The organism is Bacillus horti, assembly GCF_030813115.1.
Classification (GTDB): domain Bacteria; phylum Bacillota; class Bacilli; order Caldalkalibacillales; family JCM-10596; genus Bacillus_CH; species Bacillus_CH horti.
This window is the reverse complement of sequence record NZ_JAUSTY010000019.1, coordinates 25,456-45,422: the sequence shown is the minus strand read 5'-3', so window position 1 is coordinate 45,422 and position 19,967 is coordinate 25,456. Positions and strand designations below refer to the sequence as shown.

Below are 19,967 nucleotides of genomic sequence, written 5' to 3'. Positions count from 1 at the left end.
AAAAACTATACGGATGTTCATAGGAATACTAGTCTTATGAGCTTTCTATTTTATGAACCTAGATAATTAAAGGAGATTTCTATATGACTGTACATAAAAAAGATAAAAGAACTGATGAAGGAACAGAAGAAACAATTGAAGCAAAGACTAATCCTGAGAATATAGCATGGACTAGACGAAAATTTTTAAAAAGAGCAGGGGCAACTCTCCTTGTCGTTTCTGTTGGTGGTATTCTTTGGAGAGCTGTTGATCAGGGCGTATTTAGCACAGGAAAAGGACCTGCTTATGAGCTATGGGATGTACATGCGGATGAACCTGTAACAGGTCCCCTCGCCTTAGTTCAAGCGGCTATTTTAGCATCTAATCCCCATAATAGTCAGCCGTGGTTATTTCGGATAGCAGATACTTCTATTGAGCTCTATGCAGATGAACAAAGAAATATCGGAAGCATAGACCCCTTCTTTAGAGAAATGCAAATGGGCTTGGGATGTGCCCTTGAAAATCTGACGCTTGCTGCTCAGGAGCAAGGCTACTCACCAAATGTAAGAATTTATCCTGATCATTCAGATCCTACTTTTGTTGCCCATATTGACCTGTATCCCGGAAATAAAATTAGCTCTCCTCTTTATCATGCTATACCAAATAGACGTACACATCGAGGGGCTTACGATATAGATCGACCTGTCCCTCAGGCATTTTTCGATGAAGCTGAGGAGCTTTGTCAGGATGAACCAAAGGTAAAGCTTACATGGCTTACTACAGCCGAGCTGAAAAAAGAAGCTGGAGATCTAACCATTTCAGCAACGGAAGCCATTACTTCTGATCCTGAAATGAGTTATGACAGTAACGCATGGTACCGAGATAGCTGGCAGGATTTACAGGAATATAGGGATGGAATAACATTAGATGCTCAGGGAGGCCCTCTATGGCTTCGCATAGCAGGCAAACTACTCCCACCTTTGTCTACAGAACAAGCGAATCAATTTTGGGTAAATTCAACACGACAGACTCATACGAGTACGGCTGCTGCATATGGATTATTATCGATTAAGGATTTTAGTAGTAAAGAGGATAGAGTAAGAGCAGGGCGTGTTTGGCAAAGAATACATCTATATGGGACAGTTCACGGACTTGGCCTCCATCCCCTAAATCAGCCTGTTGAAATGCGAGACCGAGAACTCCATCTTGGAGCTACACCTTTCTTTGGTCAAAGATTACAGGATTTATTAGGATTAGCCGATTGGGATGTTCTATTCCTTTTCCGTCTAGGTTATCCTCTGGCTCAAACACATCCTAGCCCAAGAAGGGCACTAGAGGATGTTCTCATATAAGGGAAGCTTTAAGGAAAGCCTGTATCGTATCGGATTTCTAAAGTGTCTTCTCATAGGGCTCGGATTAAAATAAAAAGCTAGTTCGCGACAGAACAATTGACCTGTTGCTAACTAGCTATTAACCTTACGAAACAGTTTGTTCCTGTTCCTTTAAGTTAAACCGCTGACGATACCCACATTTACGGCAAAGCTCCTCTACCACTTCTCGTCTGGAAAACCCATCTACTAGACGTGTTGCTCTTTCCCCTTCAATAATTTCAGCAAATGGCTGCTCATTCAGATTTCCGAGATTAATTACACCTTCTCCATCTAAACAGCATGGGACAACTGTTCCATCCACAAGAATCCCCGCCTGATTACGCAACCCATGACAGAAGCCTCGACTCAAGTCCTCTTCTTCCTTTAAGTCTGGCCAATTAAACTCATAGTCCTGGTTCAAGTAGACTCGTTCAGCTAGCTTTAATCCACTACCAGGAATCACTTGCTCTTCGATATGGTAGTCTAAGCCAAATTCTCTCTCTATCATAGACAGAAGCTCGCGATTTCTCTGTCTCTCTTTATTCGTCATATTATCCTGTGTGAGATTCCACAATCTTAGTGAAAAAATCACCTGGCTCGTAGCGTTCATTTCCTTTAGGAAGCTGAGCACATCGGTCACATACTGCTCTTTATCTGTTGAGCCTGGATGACCATCAAAGCTGTGCAGGGAAATGTTCATCTGTCTCAAGGCAGGCTTATTGACTAAACGGTGCTTCGCTTTATTGAGCAGTGTACCATTCGTTGTTAGATTAACCTTGAAGCCTTTCTCAGCACTTAGGTCAAGCAACTGATCTAATTTGGGATGCATAAGCGGCTCGCCTTTTAGATGAAAATAGATATAATCTGTAAAGGGTTTAATCTCATCCAGCCTTTTCTCAAAATCCTCCACCTTAATAAAGCCTGCTGCCCTCTGTGTCGGAGGACAGAAGGAACACGCTAAATTACACACACTTGTTATCTCAACATAAAATTTCTTAAATCTCTTAGCCATCCTCTTGCTCCTATCTTCTCTCCGTTGAATGTTGTTTAAGAGTTCGTACAATATCTTTAAAATCACGTTTATTATTAGCAATATCTACGATAAACTCGACAGCTTTTTTTCGATCCATCTGAAAATTAGCCTTGTTTATTCTCAAGAATGTCTTCACAGCCAAATAAGCCGTCCGTTTATTGCCATTATAGAAGCAATGATTTTTGACCAAGGATTCTAGTAAGGCTGCTGCCTTTTCAAACAATGTAGGATAAGCCTCTTTACCAAATACACTATGGCGTGGTCTAGATAGAGCAGAGTCAAGAAGAGCATAATCCTTTACCCCTGCCTGCTCTGCATCATTCATTTGCTTCATCACATAAAAGTGTCCCGCTAACACTTCTTCTTTCCTCAGATATTTGACCATCTACCGATCCTTTAGATCTTCAAAGATCTCCTTATCCTCTTCAAAAATATCATAGAAGGCCTCTAGGACCTCTGGACGGACATTTTGCGGTAGCTCCATCTGCCGAACCTTTTTCAGCAAAACCTCTCCTTGTTCATTCTCTACGAATTCTAGTTCATCTCCTTGTGATACATTAAGTTTTTCTGCTAGGTTTTTTGGCAAGCTTACACCTAAACTGTTACCCATTCTACCAACTTTCCGAGAATATCGTTTGACTTTATTTCTGCTTTGATTCATTTTCTCCCCTCCATTCTTAATAGCCTTAGCCTTCTTCACTCATAGTATGATCATCACGCACATATGTTATAACTTATTATATTATAACCTTATAACATTTGTAACTTACTTTCTATAGCTATATTAGTCCTCATAAAACCACTTCACTAAACTTTATGATCTGGGTCAACATCTGAACCCTTTCCTGATTGATCCTTGTTTGTGTATAACAAGCGAGAAATCCCAATCCCCACTGCCCCCATAATCATAAACAGCAACGCCCTGATTCCTAGTGATACATCTGGCATATCTACAAAAATCACCTTCATTAACACCACAAAAAGGAATAGTACTCCCGCTATACGTGCTTTAGCTTTTTTGAAGATTATTCCAAGCACAATCGCCCCGATTGCATACACAAGCCAAACAGCTGATAGGATAAAATGTCTCATCTCTTGATCAACGTTTTCAGTGAAAAGGTTCGTTAAGATAGATATAAAAGCCAGACCAAGTAGAGCTTCTATCCACAATAGTCCAGATAACATAGGCCTGCGCTGTGACACATCAGATGCCTTGTTTAGCTTTTGATAGCTAAGTCTCGGGTAATAGAAGTAAAGTACAGGTATACCAATAAGTAAAATGATCCAGCCTAAGGTTTCCTCAGAAATGATCGCGATTGGCGGGTTCGAGACAATAGCAACACCTGCTAAAAACGTTACGATTAGTCCTGCTACATATTGAAGCTGGTACCGCAGACGCAAGCCAAGAAGTAAGGCTAACAGACCTTGAACAAATAAGATCGTAGCTCCGTAAGAAGCTCCAACAATATTTAAAGTAAACAGCATCAAAGCCATCGTAGCGATAACAATACTAATCGCTTCTCTAGCTCTTGCTAGTGGTTGTTTTAGCTCTTTGCCGTTAGCTAGCTTGCCATCCAGAACATCTACTTGAGCTGTAGAAGTAGGCTTTTTTCTTAACAAATAGGCCAAAAAGGCATAAGCCAATCCACCAATGATTAATATACTCCAATAAACAAATGAATCCGTTCCTTCATACAGAAAGTAAGCCCATAACGCAAGAACACCAAACGCAGTAAACTGAAAAGCACTTTGCTTTGTACCCCCACGATCACTCTTAGCAAAAAGAATGTACAGCAGAATATGCTGTAGGATAACAGAGCCTAACAATAAGGCTGAAAGCTCATAAGAATAGAAAATAAATGCTGTAGCCAATAGAGCAAAATGCAACATTCCAAATGCAAACCAATAAGCTACCACATACCGGTATCGGGAAGCTAGTATAAGCATTAAGGCTGAAAAGGCTACCTGATACCCCACAACGATCCACACATTTGCGTATGTATTTTCAACTAAGAATGGTAGAAGATAACCTGATAGGACAGACAAGACAACCAAGGTTTGAGACTTCCAACGGAACGCTGTAGTTATCGCTAACGCCATGGACGCTATATAAAACAGTACTGCAATTTCTACAGATAAAAGTCCATACAACAAATGAGCCGCTGATATAGATAAAACAAAAATTCCATGTGCCCCTCCAAGTAAGACTTTTCCAAGCCCAGTACGATTCTGCTTCATTTGTCGAACACCGGCTACAAACATCGCACCAGCTACTAGGGCTCCAAGTAAGCAACGAACACCTTCTGTAATATAGCCAGCGCTTGCAGCAGCAAGGAATCCCCACAATACTCCGACCAGTAACACAATGATAAAGACGCGAGGTAACCACACTCTAACCAAAAGATGCTCTAAATCTCTTGGTTGCTTGTTTGGTGCTGAGGATGGTACTCCTACCTTACCTTTACCCTTTTGTGCATTTGATTCTCTATATTCTCTATGATCACGAGCTGTTCCGTCCGATCTTTCTGATTCATTTGCATCTGGTTGTGAGCTCCATTTATTCGTAGCTGATGATTCTGCAACTTCCAGAGAGTCCTGAGTCTGTTGTATGTTCAACTGATCAAGTACATTTTCTTCCTTTTGTAGAGGCTTCTTTAAAACGCTAAGCTCTTGCTCTAGTGTGCTCACCCTTTGCTCCAACTGCTCCACTCTACGTTTCCAGTCTATTTCGTTCACCTCTAATTCCTCCTCAACCAACAAATCATACTGTCATAGATAATAAGCTAATTGATTGATTATATCACAATTTATATCTGATTATTCAAACAGCTGCATTATAAAAAATAAGGCACTTGTCAGGGTGTCTTAATACAGAATAATTGTACGCAGTTATACAACTTCTAATCTTGATAAAAAAGTTACTGCTTTCCTCCCATAATTACAAGTGTTTAACCATATAATTACAGATCCATGATACAATTAATATAGCTATTCTACTTCTGTATTTTCACTACATATGGAAAAACCATTAGGAGGTCTATGTTACGAAAGTTATTTCCCTGAAACCTTTGATATTAACGATAAAACTTCTTTTGTTCTTGATGAAAATGAGAAGCTCCAAGTGAAAGAACATATTACAAAATTGTTTAATGAGCTTTCTAAAAACAAGTGATATTTTATAGGAGGGGAAAATGAGAGAAACAGAAGCAGCGTATCTTGCTGGAATTATCGATGGTGAGGGAACGATTACATTAACACGTATGCATGCATCAGAAAATAGAAGACCTATTATTTCTATAGCTTCCACAGATATTGAGCTTCTTAAGTTTACTAAGGGTTTAGTTGGAGGAGTAATAACATCAAAAAAGAACTATAATCCTAATAAACATCGTAGCTCCTTTGTCCTTCAAATTAAGAATAAAGAAAATGTCTTAACTACTTTAGGACTAATCCTTCCTTACTTAAGAGTAACTTCAAAAATTAATCGTGCAACCTATATAATTAATAATTATGACAGGGTTACTATTCGAAACGGAAGATATACCCCCGAACAACTTCGTTTAAAAAAAGAATTTGAAAATCATTTTTTTCTCTTATAAATAAACGTAAAAGTTATTTTGTATGAAAAAAGAGACCTCACACGGTCTCTTTTTTCATAATATTGGTGGAGGCGGTGGGACATGTACTTCCATGCTTTCGCTATGGCACTGACTATATCTTGAACTTGAATTGAAGTCTCAAGTCCCTTGGCGTATTATATGGAGCTTAGATTTTACCTCTGCTTTAAAGATAACTGTTCCATATCCTAGTACTTCCTTAGGAAGCCTATAAGTCGATACACGGCTGTTAGATTACTCTACATACCGCTCGGTATTACCTTATCATCTTTTTCAGAAAATGACTTAGGGTTCACCGATAAAGCCAAGTTATCACTTGTATGTTGCCATACAAGGCGACCATTTCGTTAATCGAACCCACGTCCGAAAATAACGTAACAATAGCTTCTACGAGTGTAGTCGTCGTATTTGAGTTTCGCCTAAAGGTACGCCCAACGACAGGCAAGCCTAAAGGCTAATCTGATTACCTTAGATCATCATCCACAGATGGAGAACGATGACCGCATCCCACTAAGATTGAGCTCTACTCCAGCAACATGGGCGATTGATGGAAAGAGCCGCTAGCTAGCTTACGCTGCTAAAGCGAAGTTGTTGTTTTGTTTGCCAGTTATTATTGGCGGTGCGTTTTTACGAGGCCGACCCCTCGACTCGCCACTAAAGCTCGAACTATTCCCGTCGAATCCAAAACGCCCCCATGAAAACCTTCTTCAGCATCATCAAGAAATAGAATCGATTAGAAGGGAATTAAAGCAACCTCAAAAAAGGCTGCTTGATCATTATAACATATTTGAGACGATTTTTAAATTGACACTTTTTATGATCTTGTACATACATCGACTTACAAGAAAAGATTAAGATTAAATTTAGACCTTTTGGCGTTCACGAAAGGCTCTTTGAATATCCCTTTGTGCATCCTTACGCTTCAGATCCTCACGTTTATCGTATAGCTTTTTCCCTTTCGCTAAGGCTAGCTCTAGCTTGGCAAAGCCACCTTTAAGATACATTCTTAATGGGATCAGGGAAAGACCTTGCTCCTTCGTTAGACCAATCAGCTTGCTAATTTCCTTCTTCTTCATCAGTAGCTTTCTTGTCCGCAAGGGATCATGATTATAGCGATTGCCCTGCTCATAAGGACTAATGTGCATATTTATTAAGTAAACTTCACCATTATTAATACGAGCGAAGCTATCCTTTAGGTTAGCCTTCCCTGAACGGATCGATTTTATCTCAGTTCCTGTTAGAACTATACCCACTTCATACGTTTCTTCAATATGGAAATCATGCCTTGCTTTTTTGTTCTGAGCGACCACTTTAACACCTTCTGCCATATGAAGAACACCTCACTTCTACCTGCATATTTGTAGCCTTTATTATAGCAGAAATAGTATCCCTTCTTCAATGTATGCATGTTTAGCTATATTTTGGTGAAACTAAAAAGATTACATTTTACCAACAGGAGTTGATTTAATGTTTCAATGGATGTGGCAGCGTATTATTGCCTCTTTTCTAGCTATAGGATTACTCGCAGGAGTTTTTTCTTCACAGCCCATATTTTCACATAACATTGGAGAAGCAAGTGCTTTAAAGCAGTCACCAGTACAGGCTATCACGCAGTCCCATTCTAAGCTCATTCCCTTAGAGGATTTCTTCCGCAAACCAGATAAAGCAAGCTTTAACGTTTCCCCAAACGGAGAGCATTTAGCTTACCTCCAGCCTTGGAATAACCGTATGAACGTTCATGTTCAGCTCAATGATTCAGAGGAAGCTGTAAGAATCACCAACGAAACTGAGCAGGATGTGCTAGGGTTTGGCTGGATTACAAACAACAGATTACTATATATGTTCGATACAGGGGGAGACGAGAATTATAGGCTCTTTGCGGTTAACGCTGATGGGACTGACCCTAAGGAACTGACACCTAATGAAGGAATTAAAGCGTATCCTTTAGATTTGCTCAAGGGAAATACTGATGAAATCCTCATTCAAATGAATCAACGCGACCCTCGTGTATTTGATGTGTATCGCTTAAATATTCATACGGCTGACTTAACTCTTATCGCCGAAAACCCTGGCTACATAACAGATTGGCTTACGGATCATGAAGGACAGGTACGTGTGGCCGTAGGTACTGAGGGAGAAAAATCTATGCTTCTGTATAGGAGCACGGAGGAAGAGGATTTTAAGATCATTCGTACATTTCAGCATGACGATACGTTACATCCCCTACTTTTTGCCTATGACGATCCAAATGCTATCTATGCCCTCTCCAATCTTGAGCGGGATAAAACAGCACTTGTTAAAATGGACTTGGGAACGGGGGATATCACGGATACCATTTTTGAGCATGATACAGTGGACGTAAGTGGTGTTATCTCATCAGATCAGCGCAAAAAGCTCCTAGCTGCCTCCTATGTAACCAATGAGGTTCATTATGAGTTCTTTGATCGTCATACGAAAAAGCTACAAAGAAAAGTGGAGAAGCTTTTACCTCAGTATAGGGTGAAGCTCGTACACATCGGAGACGAAGAAAAAAATGCAGTCGTTTTCGCTAGCAACGATAAGTCTCAAGGAGCCTATTACAAATATGATGCGAACACAAAAGAGCTCAAGCTCCTCGCTAAGTTAAGCGGTTGGTTAAATGAAGACGACTTGGCAGATATGCAAGCGATTCAGTATAAAGCAAGGGATGGGCTAAAAATTAACGGCTATCTCACTTTACCAAAAGGTGTAGCTGCCAGAAATCTACCTGTTGTCATTCACCCTCATGGTGGTCCATGGGCTAGAGATACTTGGGGCTATAATCCTGAAGTTCAGTTCTTAGCCAATCGGGGCTATGCTGTTCTACAAATGAACTTTAGAGGATCAACGGGTTATGGGCGTGAGTTTTTGGATGCTGGTAATAAAGAATGGGGCAAAGCGATGCAGGATGATATTACAGATGGCGTGGAATGGTTGATTGAAAAAGGAATCGCCGATCCTGGCAGAATCGCTATCTACGGGGCTTCCTATGGCGGATATGCCACATTAGCAGGTGTCACATTTACTCCTGATTTATATGCAGCTGGTATTAGTTATGTAGGACCATCTAACCTTTTCACTCTGTTAAAATCGTTGCCTCCTTATTGGGAATCTGGACGTACGATGTTTCATGAGCGAGTAGGACATCCGGTAAAAGACAAGAAGTTACTAGAGGAAATCTCCCCTCTTTTCCATGTGGAGCAAATTAAAACGCCTTTGTTTATTGTACAAGGAGCTAACGACCCTCGTGTGAAGCAGGAGGAATCTGATCAAATTGTTGAAGCTTTGCAGGAAAGGGGAATCGAAGTCCCTTATATGCTCAAGGAAGATGAAGGGCACGGATTCCGCAAACAAGAAAATGTCTTTGATTTCTATCATGCTTTGGAGGAGTTCTTAGCTACTCACTTGGGAGAGGCTTAGATTTCTATAAACTTTTTTGTCCACCATTAATTTCAATGGTTAATTTTTCAACCACTAATCCTAAACAAAAAAGCGTAGTCTATATCTTTGGACTACGCTTTTTTATTCTTGAAAATTAAAATTCTGTCCACCAAGAGCTTTCTTTGCATTTTTATATACTATCCATGCAGCTGCTAGATCCTGAAAGGCCATACCTACAGAGCTAAAAACGGTGCAATAATAATTCTCTCTAGTTCTATGATTTAAGGGATTAATCATCACGTCTCCAAGTTCTGCATATACATGACTTTCATTTAAGCTTAAGCTCCCCAGTACACCCATCCGTAATGCCAAATTCTTGTTATCACATATAAACAGAGAAGATTTTATTAAATCCTCTGAGACCTCTGATTTTCCTAGCTCATCGCTCCCTAATGTAGTGATATGAGTTCCTCTTTTTATCATATCTCTATAAATAAAAGGCTCTTTTTCCCATGTTGATGTAATAATAATCTCGGTATCTCTCAGCGCATCTTTCAGTGTATTAACGACGTTCATCTGTATATGAAGCTCATCACTCAACTTTGAAGCGTATTGATTAGCTTTATTAATATCCATATCCAGTACATCCACTTTTTCAATCTTTCTTAACGATGATAATGCTCTTAACTGAGCATAGCCCTGAACACCTGCTCCAATTATGGTCACTTTTTTAAAAATAGGATCGGCAACCAAATGAGTACCTAACGCTCCAGACAATCCCGTTCTAATGGCAGTGATATAAGTGGAGTCCATTATAGCCAATAATTCGCCAGTGTTAATATCATGTAAATGAATTATTCCTGTTATTGCTGGGGTAGACTTAGGCGTCTTCGAATGAACCTTGACAGTATAAGCTGGAATATCATTGTGCAAGCCAGGAAAAAGGACAATGACTGTATTATCTTTATCTAAAGCGTACCTATATTTCTCATTTTTAAGCTGATTATTATTTATACTTTGTTGTACAAACCCTTTTTCTAATAGTAATAATAATTCAATTTGATCTAAATAGGTTATTGTATCTGCTTTTGATAATAGTAAAGTCATCTATTTCTTCCTCCAGCCCCAACTTCTTTACATCTATTTACTACATTAAAACTGAAAATAATGCACGTAATACGTTCTGTACTTTGTAAAACCTACTTTTTTCGCTACTGCATGTGAAGGGAGATTCTCCTTCATACAATCCCAATAAGGGATTAAGTCTCTTGTAAAACATTCTCGTGCATAGGCTTCCGCTACTATTTGTGCTAGCTTCTTCCCTGTGTACCCCTCAATTGTTTCTACATCAGTAGCAGAATATTGATTTGTTACAAACCCTGATAGACAAACACTCACTATTTTGTTGTGATGAATAATCCCGTAACCTACTCCCTTCTTTAGAAAGGAATCCACACTATCCCAAAAGCTTAAAATCTTCTCACTTAAGAAAGATAAGTTCACCTTTTTAGAGATTAACAAAGGCTTTGATATCTTAATCAATTCGTAATCAGAAGGTAGAACATCAACTTGAGATTTTATATCACTTTTATTATTTAAAAGATACACGTGTTGTTCTTGAACTTCTAAATTTCTGTGTTCAAAAATATTCTTTATCGTAAGATCCCAATCTTGATGTACCCCGCTGGCTTCGAACCAATCCATTCCTAGTTTTTTAGCTTCCGGCTGAATAGTATTTTCTATATATGAATCAATCCATTTATTGAAGTTAGTGTTGAAGCTGTCACCAATAAAATGAAATCCAATATCCAAAGATTTATGCCACACCAGACCCGTTGTAGGTTTTTCCCTATGATCGACAAATATTCTCCCTGGGCTATTCCCTAATGCTACAGCAAGTGGCTCAGGAGTTTTCTCATCTATCAAATCTATACATTTATAAAGCTCGTCCTTCTTTAGTTCATAAATCATGTTATGTATCCTTCCGTCGCTTTTCACTCACTTGGTAAAATAAGATTACTTATTTTATGAATATCATGACTAGCTATACTATTTATAATTTTCCCCTTATTCGTTATACTATTTAATCAATACATTTACTATATCACAACTTCAACTATAACTAGATTAAAGGTCCTTAAGCTACTGAATGGAGGAGAGTCGACGAATGATTGAACCAGAAAGTGTATTCCCTATTTTACCATTAAAAAAATGCACGTTCCTCTTCACGACTTTTGACATTTCAGCAATTGAAGTATTATAATGACCATAGAAGTATAAATGTTGTTTAGTAGTAAACAGTATTAAGACATAAGCTTTAACCATATACTAAAAAAGAGCCTCTGCTGCTCTAACAGCAAAGACTCTAGGACACAAAGGCTGTGGAACACCACGGCGTGCATTGTATTCAAATGCAAAAACCCACCGTTAAGGCGTCCAACCTAGGAGGTGGGTTTTTGCTTGTTTCTACGAAACTTACGCTTCAACCAACGATAAAGCTTCCGAAAACCAAGCACAAGGCTTAGTACGGCTGCTAACCACCGGAGTACGTCCAGCAACGCCACAAGTACGGCCATCGGCATCACCTCCCTTACAAGGAGAGTCACGCCGTGGCCCAAAAACATCCACCGCTCATCTGTCCACACCTTAATTATATCACGATTACTACCTTCTTCCAGCTATTCTTGTGCTAAAAGATATTCAAAAACAACAGTTTCATTTACTTTCATCTCCCTCCTAAAGTTCTACTTTTGAGGAGGAGGGTCTTCTCGCTTGATATGATAAAATATAAGTGTGAACGTAAGGTGATCATGGGCTGGTTACTAAAATAGCTATTTCAAGTGCGAAACTTACTTAGCGGTGTGTTGCAACGAGGAAAACCGCGATGCTACGCAAAAAAACGAGAATTGCAACTGTAAAATGGCAGGGTTGCAACCCCTGGTAGGTAGTAGTATTACGGCTGTCGGTTTACGATAGGAGTGAGGTGAAGAAAATGGAATTTTATCAAAAACTAAAAAAACTGAGGGCACAAAAAGGATGGTCCCAAGAGGAGTTTGCCGAGAAGCTTCAGGTCTCAAGACAAGCGGTAAGTAAATGGGAGAATGGTCAAGGGTTTCCCGAAACAGAGAAAATCGTGAAAATGAGTCGGCTATTCCAGGTTTCACTAGATTACCTATTGAAGGATGAAGACCAAGCACTCGGGGAATCCAGAACGACTGACGAAGGCTACTATGCCAGTCAAGAAGTGGTGGAGGCTTATCTTTTAAATAAAAAGCAGGGTGCAAAAAGGATCGCAATAGGAGTGGCTATTCTTATCGCATCAATCTTATTACCTATGTATTTTCAAGAAGCGTTTGGCTACGTATTATTTATGATGATCGCTGCTGTTGGAGTTGCTATCTTAGTGTGGCAAGGCCTCAGCGTAAAACAGTACAAGGAGCTTGAAACGCAGCCATTAGTGTTTGACGATTTCTTTATTCAAGAGTTTAGGCAGAAAAGCATGGATAATCGCAAAAGGTATGGAATATTGATTGTCACCGGAATTGTCATCATAATATTAAGTTTTGGTATTCCTTTCCTGACTAACGATACAGACCGCTCAAACATAGATCCCCTTTTAGCTGTGATGCCTGTTATATGGGCCGTTGCTGTGTACTTGTTCATTATTTCAGGATCGGCAATGGAGGGAGAAAGATTAATTACCAACAATGAAGAATATGTTAAGGAAAATGAAGAATATGAGAAATCGAGCAAACATGGTTGGATTCATGCGGTCATTTGGCCATTAGCAGCTGTTATTTTTCTAGCCATCGGTTTTATTTGGAACGCTTGGCATCCAGGGTGGTTAGTGTTTCCGGCTGCCGCCGTAGTAACAACCGCTTATACAGCTTGGAAAAGCAGTAGGGATTAGTATGGGGTGATTGTGGTTGCAGCTTTATCAAACAACGATACAGAAGTAGGAAAAATCAAAGGGTCAATCCTCCTTCAAAATAGTAAGATAATGGGCATAGCTGCTACTTGAGATCGGCCTGTTTATTTTAAGTTTGCTAAAAAAACATATAGCTCTAGTTGAGCTATATGTTTTTTAACATTAGTTATTTCACAATAAAAGTAAAGCTTATTCCCAAGGATAATCAAGACCCATATTTCGAATCTGCCTAAGCTGATAATTTACGCGATCTACCTTCCAAACTCCACCCGTATAAACAAGATTTACTTGCCTATCAGAGACGTAATGATATTCACCAGTCAAAACGTTTCCTGGAACGAACGATTGCCAAAATGTTGCCGTCGTACTACTTACGTAGTTAGGAGATGTCTCAACTTTGTATGGGTAACCTGCTGTGTCAGATCCCCCTTGTATAATCTGATTAATGAAACGATCTGTAAAATGCGGTTTGAAGTATTGCCTTACTTGATTAATAGACGACACATCATTCGCTTCATTTAACTTATCAGATAGTTGCTTGAGACGCGCATCTGTTACTCTCGCGGTCGGTTTGATGGGCTCCTCAACATTTACAACAATTTGTTTTCCATCCAAAGCAACTGTCGCCTGCTTAGTCTGTTGATCCCAGCTCACTCGCGCACCCAAAGTTTCGCTTACGAACCTAAGAGGAACATAGGTCGTATGATTAATTAGCTCTGCTGGAGCATCGAAATCAACAACGTCAAACAGCCATGGCTCCTCTGGATGAATAATCCTAGCTCGGTTGAAATTTACGGCCAGCACAAATTCTGTTTCAGCCTTAGTAATCTTAATCGTTTTATTTTCTTGGTTCCATTCAACTGCAGCTCCAAGGTTTTGAGAAACGGCTCTCAGAGGAATCAGTACACGATTGTTCTTCAATTGACCGTTATCGATAACGACTGAATTCCTTTCCATGGCAAAGCTTGAAGCAGAGAAATTTAAAGCTATTAGTAGGACTGATGCCAATAAGCTTAATGACAATTTTTTAATCATAAATATGCCTCCAGGTTGTTAAATTTGGTAACCCTAATAATTATAGACGTAATATAGAGGTAAAAGTTGCCATAAGTAGTTTATTGTGATAAAGCATTGCATACTGATATTACCAAAACTTCTGATGTCCGCTAAATAATCGAACCCTTCAGGTGATCCAAAGCTATTAAACACATCTACAAGCTTTGAACTTTCTCTAGGATACCAACCACTTTCCCTAAAACCTAACGGTCCAAACACTTGCTTATCAAGAATTTGAGCTACAGGCTCCACTATAAACGGCATACGCAGTGGCATAGCCTATATAGCTTTTCCGAACAGAGGCAACATGGAACTGTGAATCTTCCTGTATCCTTCTACCCTTCTTTACGTATAAATTTTAATCAAAAAATAAAAAGCCTCCCATAAAAGGAGGCACTGCGCAACGGGTTTACCGTATTTAACCAGAGGGCCAACATAAAGGTTACCCTTTACGTCACCTTATTTTTTTTCAGAAAAACTAAATCTACTTCCTGAATCAATTTTAATCATACAAGTAAAAATGACTTAGAGTCAATATCGTACCTTACCGCTTCTTTTTAGAAGCCTTTTTAGCCTTCATCCTCAAGCCATTTTTCTGCTCCTTCTTGCGACCATCCTTCTTACCACCAGGTTTAGAACGCGAGTCATTCCTACCGTTTCTTTGATTTCTTCCACTACCACCTCGACTCTTTCCTTGACCAGCATCCGAAAGCTTAATGATCTTTCCAGCACCATGTGGTCTAGCCTTAGGTGGTTTCATACCCTCAGCGATTTCAAAATCAATGGAACGCTCATCCACATCGACCTTCGACACTTTAACCTTCACGCTATCCCCTAGACGGAACACCTTACCTGTACGTTCACCGATCATGGCATATTGCTTCTCATGATAATGATAATAGTCGTCTGTCAGATAGCTAACATGAACAAGTCCTTCAATGGTGTTCGGTAGCTCAATAAACAAGCCAAAGGAGGTTACTCCACTAATGACTCCCTCGTATTCCTCACCGATTTTATCCAGCATGTATTCCGCTTTCTTCAGATCATCTGTTTCTCGTTCGGCATCGACGGCTAAGCGCTCTCTACTCGAGGTATGCTCCGCTATTTCAGGTAGCCTTTCACTCCAGCGCTGCTGCTGACCTTCACTCATATCTGCTTCAATAATGAGCTTACGAATCAAGCGGTGGACAATCAAGTCTGGGTAACGACGAATAGGAGACGTGAAATGCGTGTAAAAATCAGCTGCTAAGCCAAAATGCCCGATATTTTCAGCCGAATACTTTGCCTGCTTCATCGAACGAAGCATGACTGTACTGATAATCGACTCCTCTGGTGTATCCTTAATTTGATTTAAAAGATGCTGCAGGGCTCTAGGGTGAACCGTATTAGATTTACCTCGTACAAGGTAACCAAAGTTCGTAATAAATTCTAAGAAAGCTTGAAGCTTCTCCGGATTTGGATCATCATGTGTTCGGTAGATAAAAGGAACATCCATCCAATGAAAATGCTCAGCTACTGTTTCATTGGCAGCAAGCATAAACTCCTCAATGATCTTCTCCGCAATAGAGCGTTCACGAATGGCTACATCCGCAGCTTGACCTTCCTCATTCACTAAAACTCTGGCTTCTTTAAAGTCAAAGTCGATTGCGCCACGATCCATACGTCTCTTGCGTAGGATTAAAGCCAGCTCCTTCATCTGATCGAAAAACGGTACAAGAGGCTCATACTGCTTTAAAACCTCTTCCTCTTCACGCTCCACAATCTTACGTACATTTGTATACGTCATTCTTTCTGTTGTACGAATCACACTTTGGAAAATCTCGTGATGCACAATTTCCCCATTTGGTGTAATTTCCATCTCACAGCTTAGCGTCAAACGATCTACTTTAGGGTTTAAGCTACATATTCCATTGGATAAACGATGCGGAATCATCGGAATAACACGATCCACTAGATACACACTAGTACCTCTATGGTAAGCTTCTTTGTCTAGGGCAGAGCCTTCCTTTACATAGTAGCTGACATCAGCAATATGCACTCCCAAAAGGAAGTTTCCTGCTCCATTTTTCTTTAAGGAAATCGCATCATCTAAATCCTTGGCATCCTCTCCATCAATCGTCACGATCGTTTCCTCACGTAAATCTCTACGCTGAGTGAGCTCACTCTCAGAAATTTGATCAGGAACTTCCTCAGCTTCACGCATCACTTCATCGTTAAAGCCTTCAGGTAAATCAAATTTACGGATAATAGAGAGGATGTCCACTCCGGGGTCATTTTTATGCCCTAAAATTTCAATAACTTCCCCTTCCGCATTTCGTCTACCCTCTGGATATTTAGTAATGGAAACAACAACTTTATGACCTTCAGCAGCTCCGTTATACGCTTCCTTAGGAATGAAAATATCATGACTCATACGTTTGTCGTCAGTCACGACAAAACCGTATGTATCAAGATCCTGGAAGGTTCCTACAACCTGCTGAGTTTCTCTTTTTACAATCCTTACAACTTCTCCTTCTAAGCGAGGGCCTGATGTACCACGATTTATACGTACCAGCACCTTATCTCGATTCATAGCTCCATGTAAATCTTTTTCAGAAATATAAACATCCTGCTCTCCCTCCTCTTCAGGAAGAAGAAAGGCAAATCCTTTTGGATTCCCTTGAATCGTTCCCTTCACTAAATTCATTCGTTCTGGAATGCCATAACGGTTTGATCGAGTACGTACAATTTCTCCTTCGTTCTCTAGTTCATTTAAAAGCTTAACGAGGGCTTTAAACTCCTCAGCATCCTCTATCTCAAACGTTTCTTCAAGCTCTTTTACACTGAGTGGCTTATAGGCATCATCCTTCATAAAGGCAAGCAATTCCTGACGATCGACCATGATCTCCACACCCTTTCTGTATCCATTACTGTGTTCACTCTGCTTTATTGTAGCTGTATGTTTGCAATTATTGTTATTGTACATTTAAAAGACTAACCTTTTTTTCAATTCGGTCCAAAAGAAACTTCTGCACTCGGTCAAAAACCATTTCCTTTTCTAAGTCAAGTGTGATCATATGGGTGGAATCTTTAAATGTAACCAGCTCTTTTTCCTCGCTTCCCACACGTTGATACAGGATATTCCCACTTAAAGGGTCCACCGTTTCATCCAAATCAGATTGAATAATGAGAATAGGCTGCTTCACGTAGTGCACCATTTTCTGTACATTCGTGATAAGCTTATGTAAGCTTACGATACACTTTAACGGAACCCTATCATAAATATAAAGCTCCCGTTCAATGTAATCTGCCTTAGGCTTTTTTCTGCGTTTATAAGGGATCATATGCTGGAGTAGGCTGACGATGGCGAAACGCTTATCTCGTACCTTCATGGCCGCACATAGCGTTACAATTCCTTCTATCTTCTCGTACTGAGCTAGCTTAAGCGCTAGCAGCCCACCCATGGAATGCCCTATAACAAATATCGATGTACAGCCTTCACGTACTAGCTGTTGATAGCCTTCCTTTACACTCCCCCACCAGTCTACCCAAGTCGTTTTGCCCATCTCCTCAGGTGTTAGACCGTGACCCTTTAATAAAGGAGCGTGGACGGTCAAGCCCTGCTCGTGCAAGATCCGTCCTAATCCTGTTAGCTCCTTTGTTGATCCAGAAAAGCCATGAATAAGCAGCACACCTATTTGACGATCCCCTCTATATGTGAAGGATGTTGGTTTTTCCATTCCCATGCTAAAATTGTCCTCTCCCCATCGATGCTATTTGTTATAGCGCTCCAGGTATCTTTCTAACCTCTAACCTCTAGCTCTAGTTTACAGCTAATGACTCCTCCTGAACAGAGTCTTCTGCCTGCAAAAATTGTTCAACCTTATTAAATATGATGTCCGCTTCGCAGTCATGGCAAACAATATGCTTTGAATCCTCGAGCCAGACAAGCTCCTTTTCTTCCGATCGTACCATATTAAAAATGTACTGAGCACTTTTGGGATTCACAATTTCGTCCTTTCGTCCTTGCACAATCAAGATAGGGATGTCAATCAATCGGAAGCTTGGTTTGAGTTGCTTGACCAGCTGGTGAAAATTCCATACCGCTTGAAACGGTGTACTCTTCCATTTACCACGATAACGATCAATATAACTTTGAGCTTTTAATTGATCTTGGAAGTACATACGGGTTACCTCAACCATGACTTTAAAAAATTGCTGTGTACTCGGATAAAATACAGCTGGACTAAGAAGAATCAGCTTAGAAATTTGATATTTAGAAGCCAGATAACTGGCAATGATACTCCCCATAGAAAAGCCGATCAAGATAAGCTCTTCATTTTCTTCTGACGCTTTCTTCAATGCTCCTTCAGCAGAAGAAATCCAGTCATGATACGTTGTTTCCACTATGGAATCCCCTTGCCCATGTCCCGCAAGTGTGGGAGTATATATGTTCCAATTTGTTTGCTGTTCTAAGAAGCTCGCTAAAGGTTTGACTTCATAAGGACTACCAGTAAACCCATGTATGAGCATACATCCTTTCAAAATTCTCACCCTTTCCTTATCATTGGATCCATCTACTCCTTTATAGTACCCTTTTTTAAAAATCTTAAAAGCAGGCTAAAAGTAGCTCTTTTCTACAATGTATAAAGAATATGGGCTATTGGTGCGTGCTTTTTAGACATGAGGTACTCCCAATGAGAGGTGAGTTATTTAAATGGAAATATAAATATACAAACGATTTATGAAGGGGAAACATGACGCTCTTTTAGAAAAAAAGAGGTAGGTATTGATTGATCAATTACTTTTGTAGCAAAAATAAAATAACCTGGACAGTTATTTATTTTCGTTGAACTCAAAAAGCTCGGGAAGATCCAAAAAGTATGAAATGTTGCACATCATGCCCATGGCGATAAAAATCGTTACGTTCTTTTCTGCATCGGGTATGCCTGCTGCTTTAAACTCTTTTAGGGCATAAGTTCTGATACGGGATAACCCCTCTTTGGCAGCCGCCCGAATTGCTTCTTCGGTGATGCCAATGCCGATCACCTGCAAAGCAATCTCATTAGGATATTGGACCGACAATTCTTCATAGGCTTTGACCATGTCGTTACCCAGTTGGTCTGGGCTCGACTCCACATTTTTAAATGTTTGGAGGATCCGGTCAAACGCCCGATTCAAAACGGCGATGAACAGTTCTTCCTTCGTCGGAAAAAAACGAAACACATAAGGTTGAGATATCCCCGCTTTCTCTGCGATAAGGGCAGTCGTAGTGTTATAGTATCCACGCTGGGCAAATACCTCCACACCTGCCTCAAGGATTTCCTCCTTGCGATCCTGTCCTTTCGACCTCACCATAGTTAGCCCTCTTTCATTAGTAATTGATCTCTTGGTTTAGTTTGGTCACTGCATGCCTTGTCTATATGACACACAGAAGACAGATTAATTTGAGAGTTGAACTCTCAAAACTGAGCAACGAATGAATAACCTGATTTAGTTACCATTAAGTCGCTTAACCTGCATAGGAGTCTTGGTTCTTGTGGATTTTTTCAGTTATCAGAACCTCGCCAGTCTTCTAGTTCACACTAGCAATTTAAACAATGAAA

17 protein-coding genes and 1 other RNA gene are annotated in these 19,967 nt (G+C 40.0%); 4 read left to right on the top strand and 14 right to left on the bottom strand.

The features are described from left to right. Window positions 1-83: 83 nt before the first annotated feature. Window positions 84-1,331, top strand: coding sequence for an Acg family FMN-binding oxidoreductase (locus J2S11_RS17880; RefSeq protein WP_307396875.1), 1,248 nt, complete (start codon window positions 84-86; stop codon window positions 1,329-1,331). 124 nt (window positions 1,332-1,455) lie between these two features. On the opposite strand, the gene J2S11_RS17875 is transcribed toward J2S11_RS17880, so the two are convergent. The 4 genes from J2S11_RS17875 to J2S11_RS17860 form a co-directional block, all read right to left on the bottom strand. Further along, the gene (locus J2S11_RS17875) at window positions 1,456-2,361 is read right to left on the bottom strand and encodes a radical SAM/SPASM domain-containing protein (RefSeq protein ID WP_307396872.1); all 906 of its coding nucleotides are present in this window, start codon (window positions 2,359-2,361) and stop codon (window positions 1,456-1,458) included. Window positions 2,362-2,371: 10 nt separating this feature from the next. After that, window positions 2,372-2,767 (bottom strand): type II toxin-antitoxin system death-on-curing family toxin, encoded by a 396-nt coding sequence (locus tag J2S11_RS17870; RefSeq protein WP_307396870.1) that lies wholly within the window; start codon window positions 2,765-2,767, stop codon window positions 2,372-2,374. After that, window positions 2,768-3,043, bottom strand: coding sequence for an AbrB/MazE/SpoVT family DNA-binding domain-containing protein (locus J2S11_RS17865; protein ID WP_307396868.1), 276 nt, complete (start codon window positions 3,041-3,043; stop codon window positions 2,768-2,770). Window positions 3,044-3,189: 146 nt separating this feature from the next. Then, window positions 3,190-5,118 (bottom strand): DUF2339 domain-containing protein, encoded by a 1,929-nt coding sequence (locus J2S11_RS17860; protein WP_307396866.1) that lies wholly within the window; start codon window positions 5,116-5,118, stop codon window positions 3,190-3,192. 455 nt (window positions 5,119-5,573) lie between these two features. On the opposite strand from J2S11_RS17860, the gene J2S11_RS17855 reads away from it, so the two are divergent. Then, window positions 5,574-5,981, top strand: a complete 408-nt coding sequence (locus J2S11_RS17855; protein ID WP_307396864.1) for an LAGLIDADG family homing endonuclease — start codon at window positions 5,574-5,576, stop codon at window positions 5,979-5,981. A 366-nt stretch (window positions 5,982-6,347) separates the two neighbouring features. Here the strand turns inward: J2S11_RS17855 and ssrA are convergent. After that, window positions 6,348-6,685: a transfer-messenger RNA gene (gene ssrA / locus J2S11_RS17850) on the bottom strand. 177 nt (window positions 6,686-6,862) lie between these two features. Further along, entirely contained in the window at window positions 6,863-7,327 is a 465-nt protein-coding gene (gene smpB, locus J2S11_RS17845) for an SsrA-binding protein SmpB (RefSeq protein ID WP_307396862.1), read from the bottom strand. Between the two features lie 139 nt (window positions 7,328-7,466). Here smpB and J2S11_RS17840 point away from each other — a divergent pair, with 139 nt between their 5' ends. Continuing rightward, the gene (locus J2S11_RS17840) at window positions 7,467-9,437 is read left to right on the top strand and encodes a S9 family peptidase (RefSeq protein WP_307396860.1); all 1,971 of its coding nucleotides are present in this window, start codon (window positions 7,467-7,469) and stop codon (window positions 9,435-9,437) included. A gap of 102 nt (window positions 9,438-9,539) precedes the next feature. Here J2S11_RS17840 and J2S11_RS17835 read toward each other — a convergent pair whose 3' ends face one another. From J2S11_RS17835 to J2S11_RS17825, 3 genes are all read right to left on the bottom strand, one after another. Further along, the gene (locus tag J2S11_RS17835) at window positions 9,540-10,505 is read right to left on the bottom strand and encodes an ornithine cyclodeaminase family protein (RefSeq protein WP_307396858.1); all 966 of its coding nucleotides are present in this window, start codon (window positions 10,503-10,505) and stop codon (window positions 9,540-9,542) included. Window positions 10,506-10,550: 45 nt separating this feature from the next. Next, window positions 10,551-11,369, bottom strand: coding sequence for a GNAT family N-acetyltransferase (locus tag J2S11_RS17830; protein WP_307396857.1), 819 nt, complete (start codon window positions 11,367-11,369; stop codon window positions 10,551-10,553). 470 nt (window positions 11,370-11,839) lie between these two features. Then, window positions 11,840-11,974, bottom strand: coding sequence for a hypothetical protein (locus tag J2S11_RS17825; RefSeq protein ID WP_307396855.1), 135 nt, complete (start codon window positions 11,972-11,974; stop codon window positions 11,840-11,842). Window positions 11,975-12,390: 416 nt separating this feature from the next. On the opposite strand from J2S11_RS17825, the gene J2S11_RS17820 reads away from it, so the two are divergent. After that, a complete protein-coding gene (locus J2S11_RS17820) occupies window positions 12,391-13,308 on the top strand; it encodes a helix-turn-helix domain-containing protein (protein ID WP_307396853.1) in 918 nt (305 codons plus the stop codon). Window positions 13,309-13,515: 207 nt separating this feature from the next. Here J2S11_RS17820 and J2S11_RS17815 read toward each other — a convergent pair whose 3' ends face one another. The 5 genes from J2S11_RS17815 to J2S11_RS17795 all read right to left on the bottom strand — a co-directional run bounded on the left by J2S11_RS17815 (window position 13,516) and on the right by J2S11_RS17795 (window position 19,719). Further along, window positions 13,516-14,361 (bottom strand): copper amine oxidase N-terminal domain-containing protein, encoded by an 846-nt coding sequence (locus J2S11_RS17815; RefSeq protein WP_307396852.1) that lies wholly within the window; start codon window positions 14,359-14,361, stop codon window positions 13,516-13,518. Between the two features lie 565 nt (window positions 14,362-14,926). Next, window positions 14,927-17,263, bottom strand: coding sequence for a ribonuclease R (gene rnr, locus J2S11_RS17810; protein ID WP_307396850.1), 2,337 nt, complete (start codon window positions 17,261-17,263; stop codon window positions 14,927-14,929). Window positions 17,264-17,336: 73 nt separating this feature from the next. Continuing rightward, a complete protein-coding gene (locus tag J2S11_RS17805) occupies window positions 17,337-18,107 on the bottom strand; it encodes an alpha/beta hydrolase (protein WP_307396848.1) in 771 nt (256 codons plus the stop codon). A gap of 76 nt (window positions 18,108-18,183) precedes the next feature. Beyond that, window positions 18,184-18,894 carry an alpha/beta hydrolase gene (locus J2S11_RS17800; protein WP_307396944.1) on the bottom strand — a complete coding sequence of 237 codons (711 nt, stop codon included), beginning with the start codon at window positions 18,892-18,894 and terminating at the stop codon, window positions 18,184-18,186. Window positions 18,895-19,197: 303 nt separating this feature from the next. Continuing rightward, a complete protein-coding gene (locus tag J2S11_RS17795) occupies window positions 19,198-19,719 on the bottom strand; it encodes a TetR/AcrR family transcriptional regulator (protein WP_307396847.1) in 522 nt (173 codons plus the stop codon). Between the last annotated feature and the right edge of the window lie 248 nt (window positions 19,720-19,967).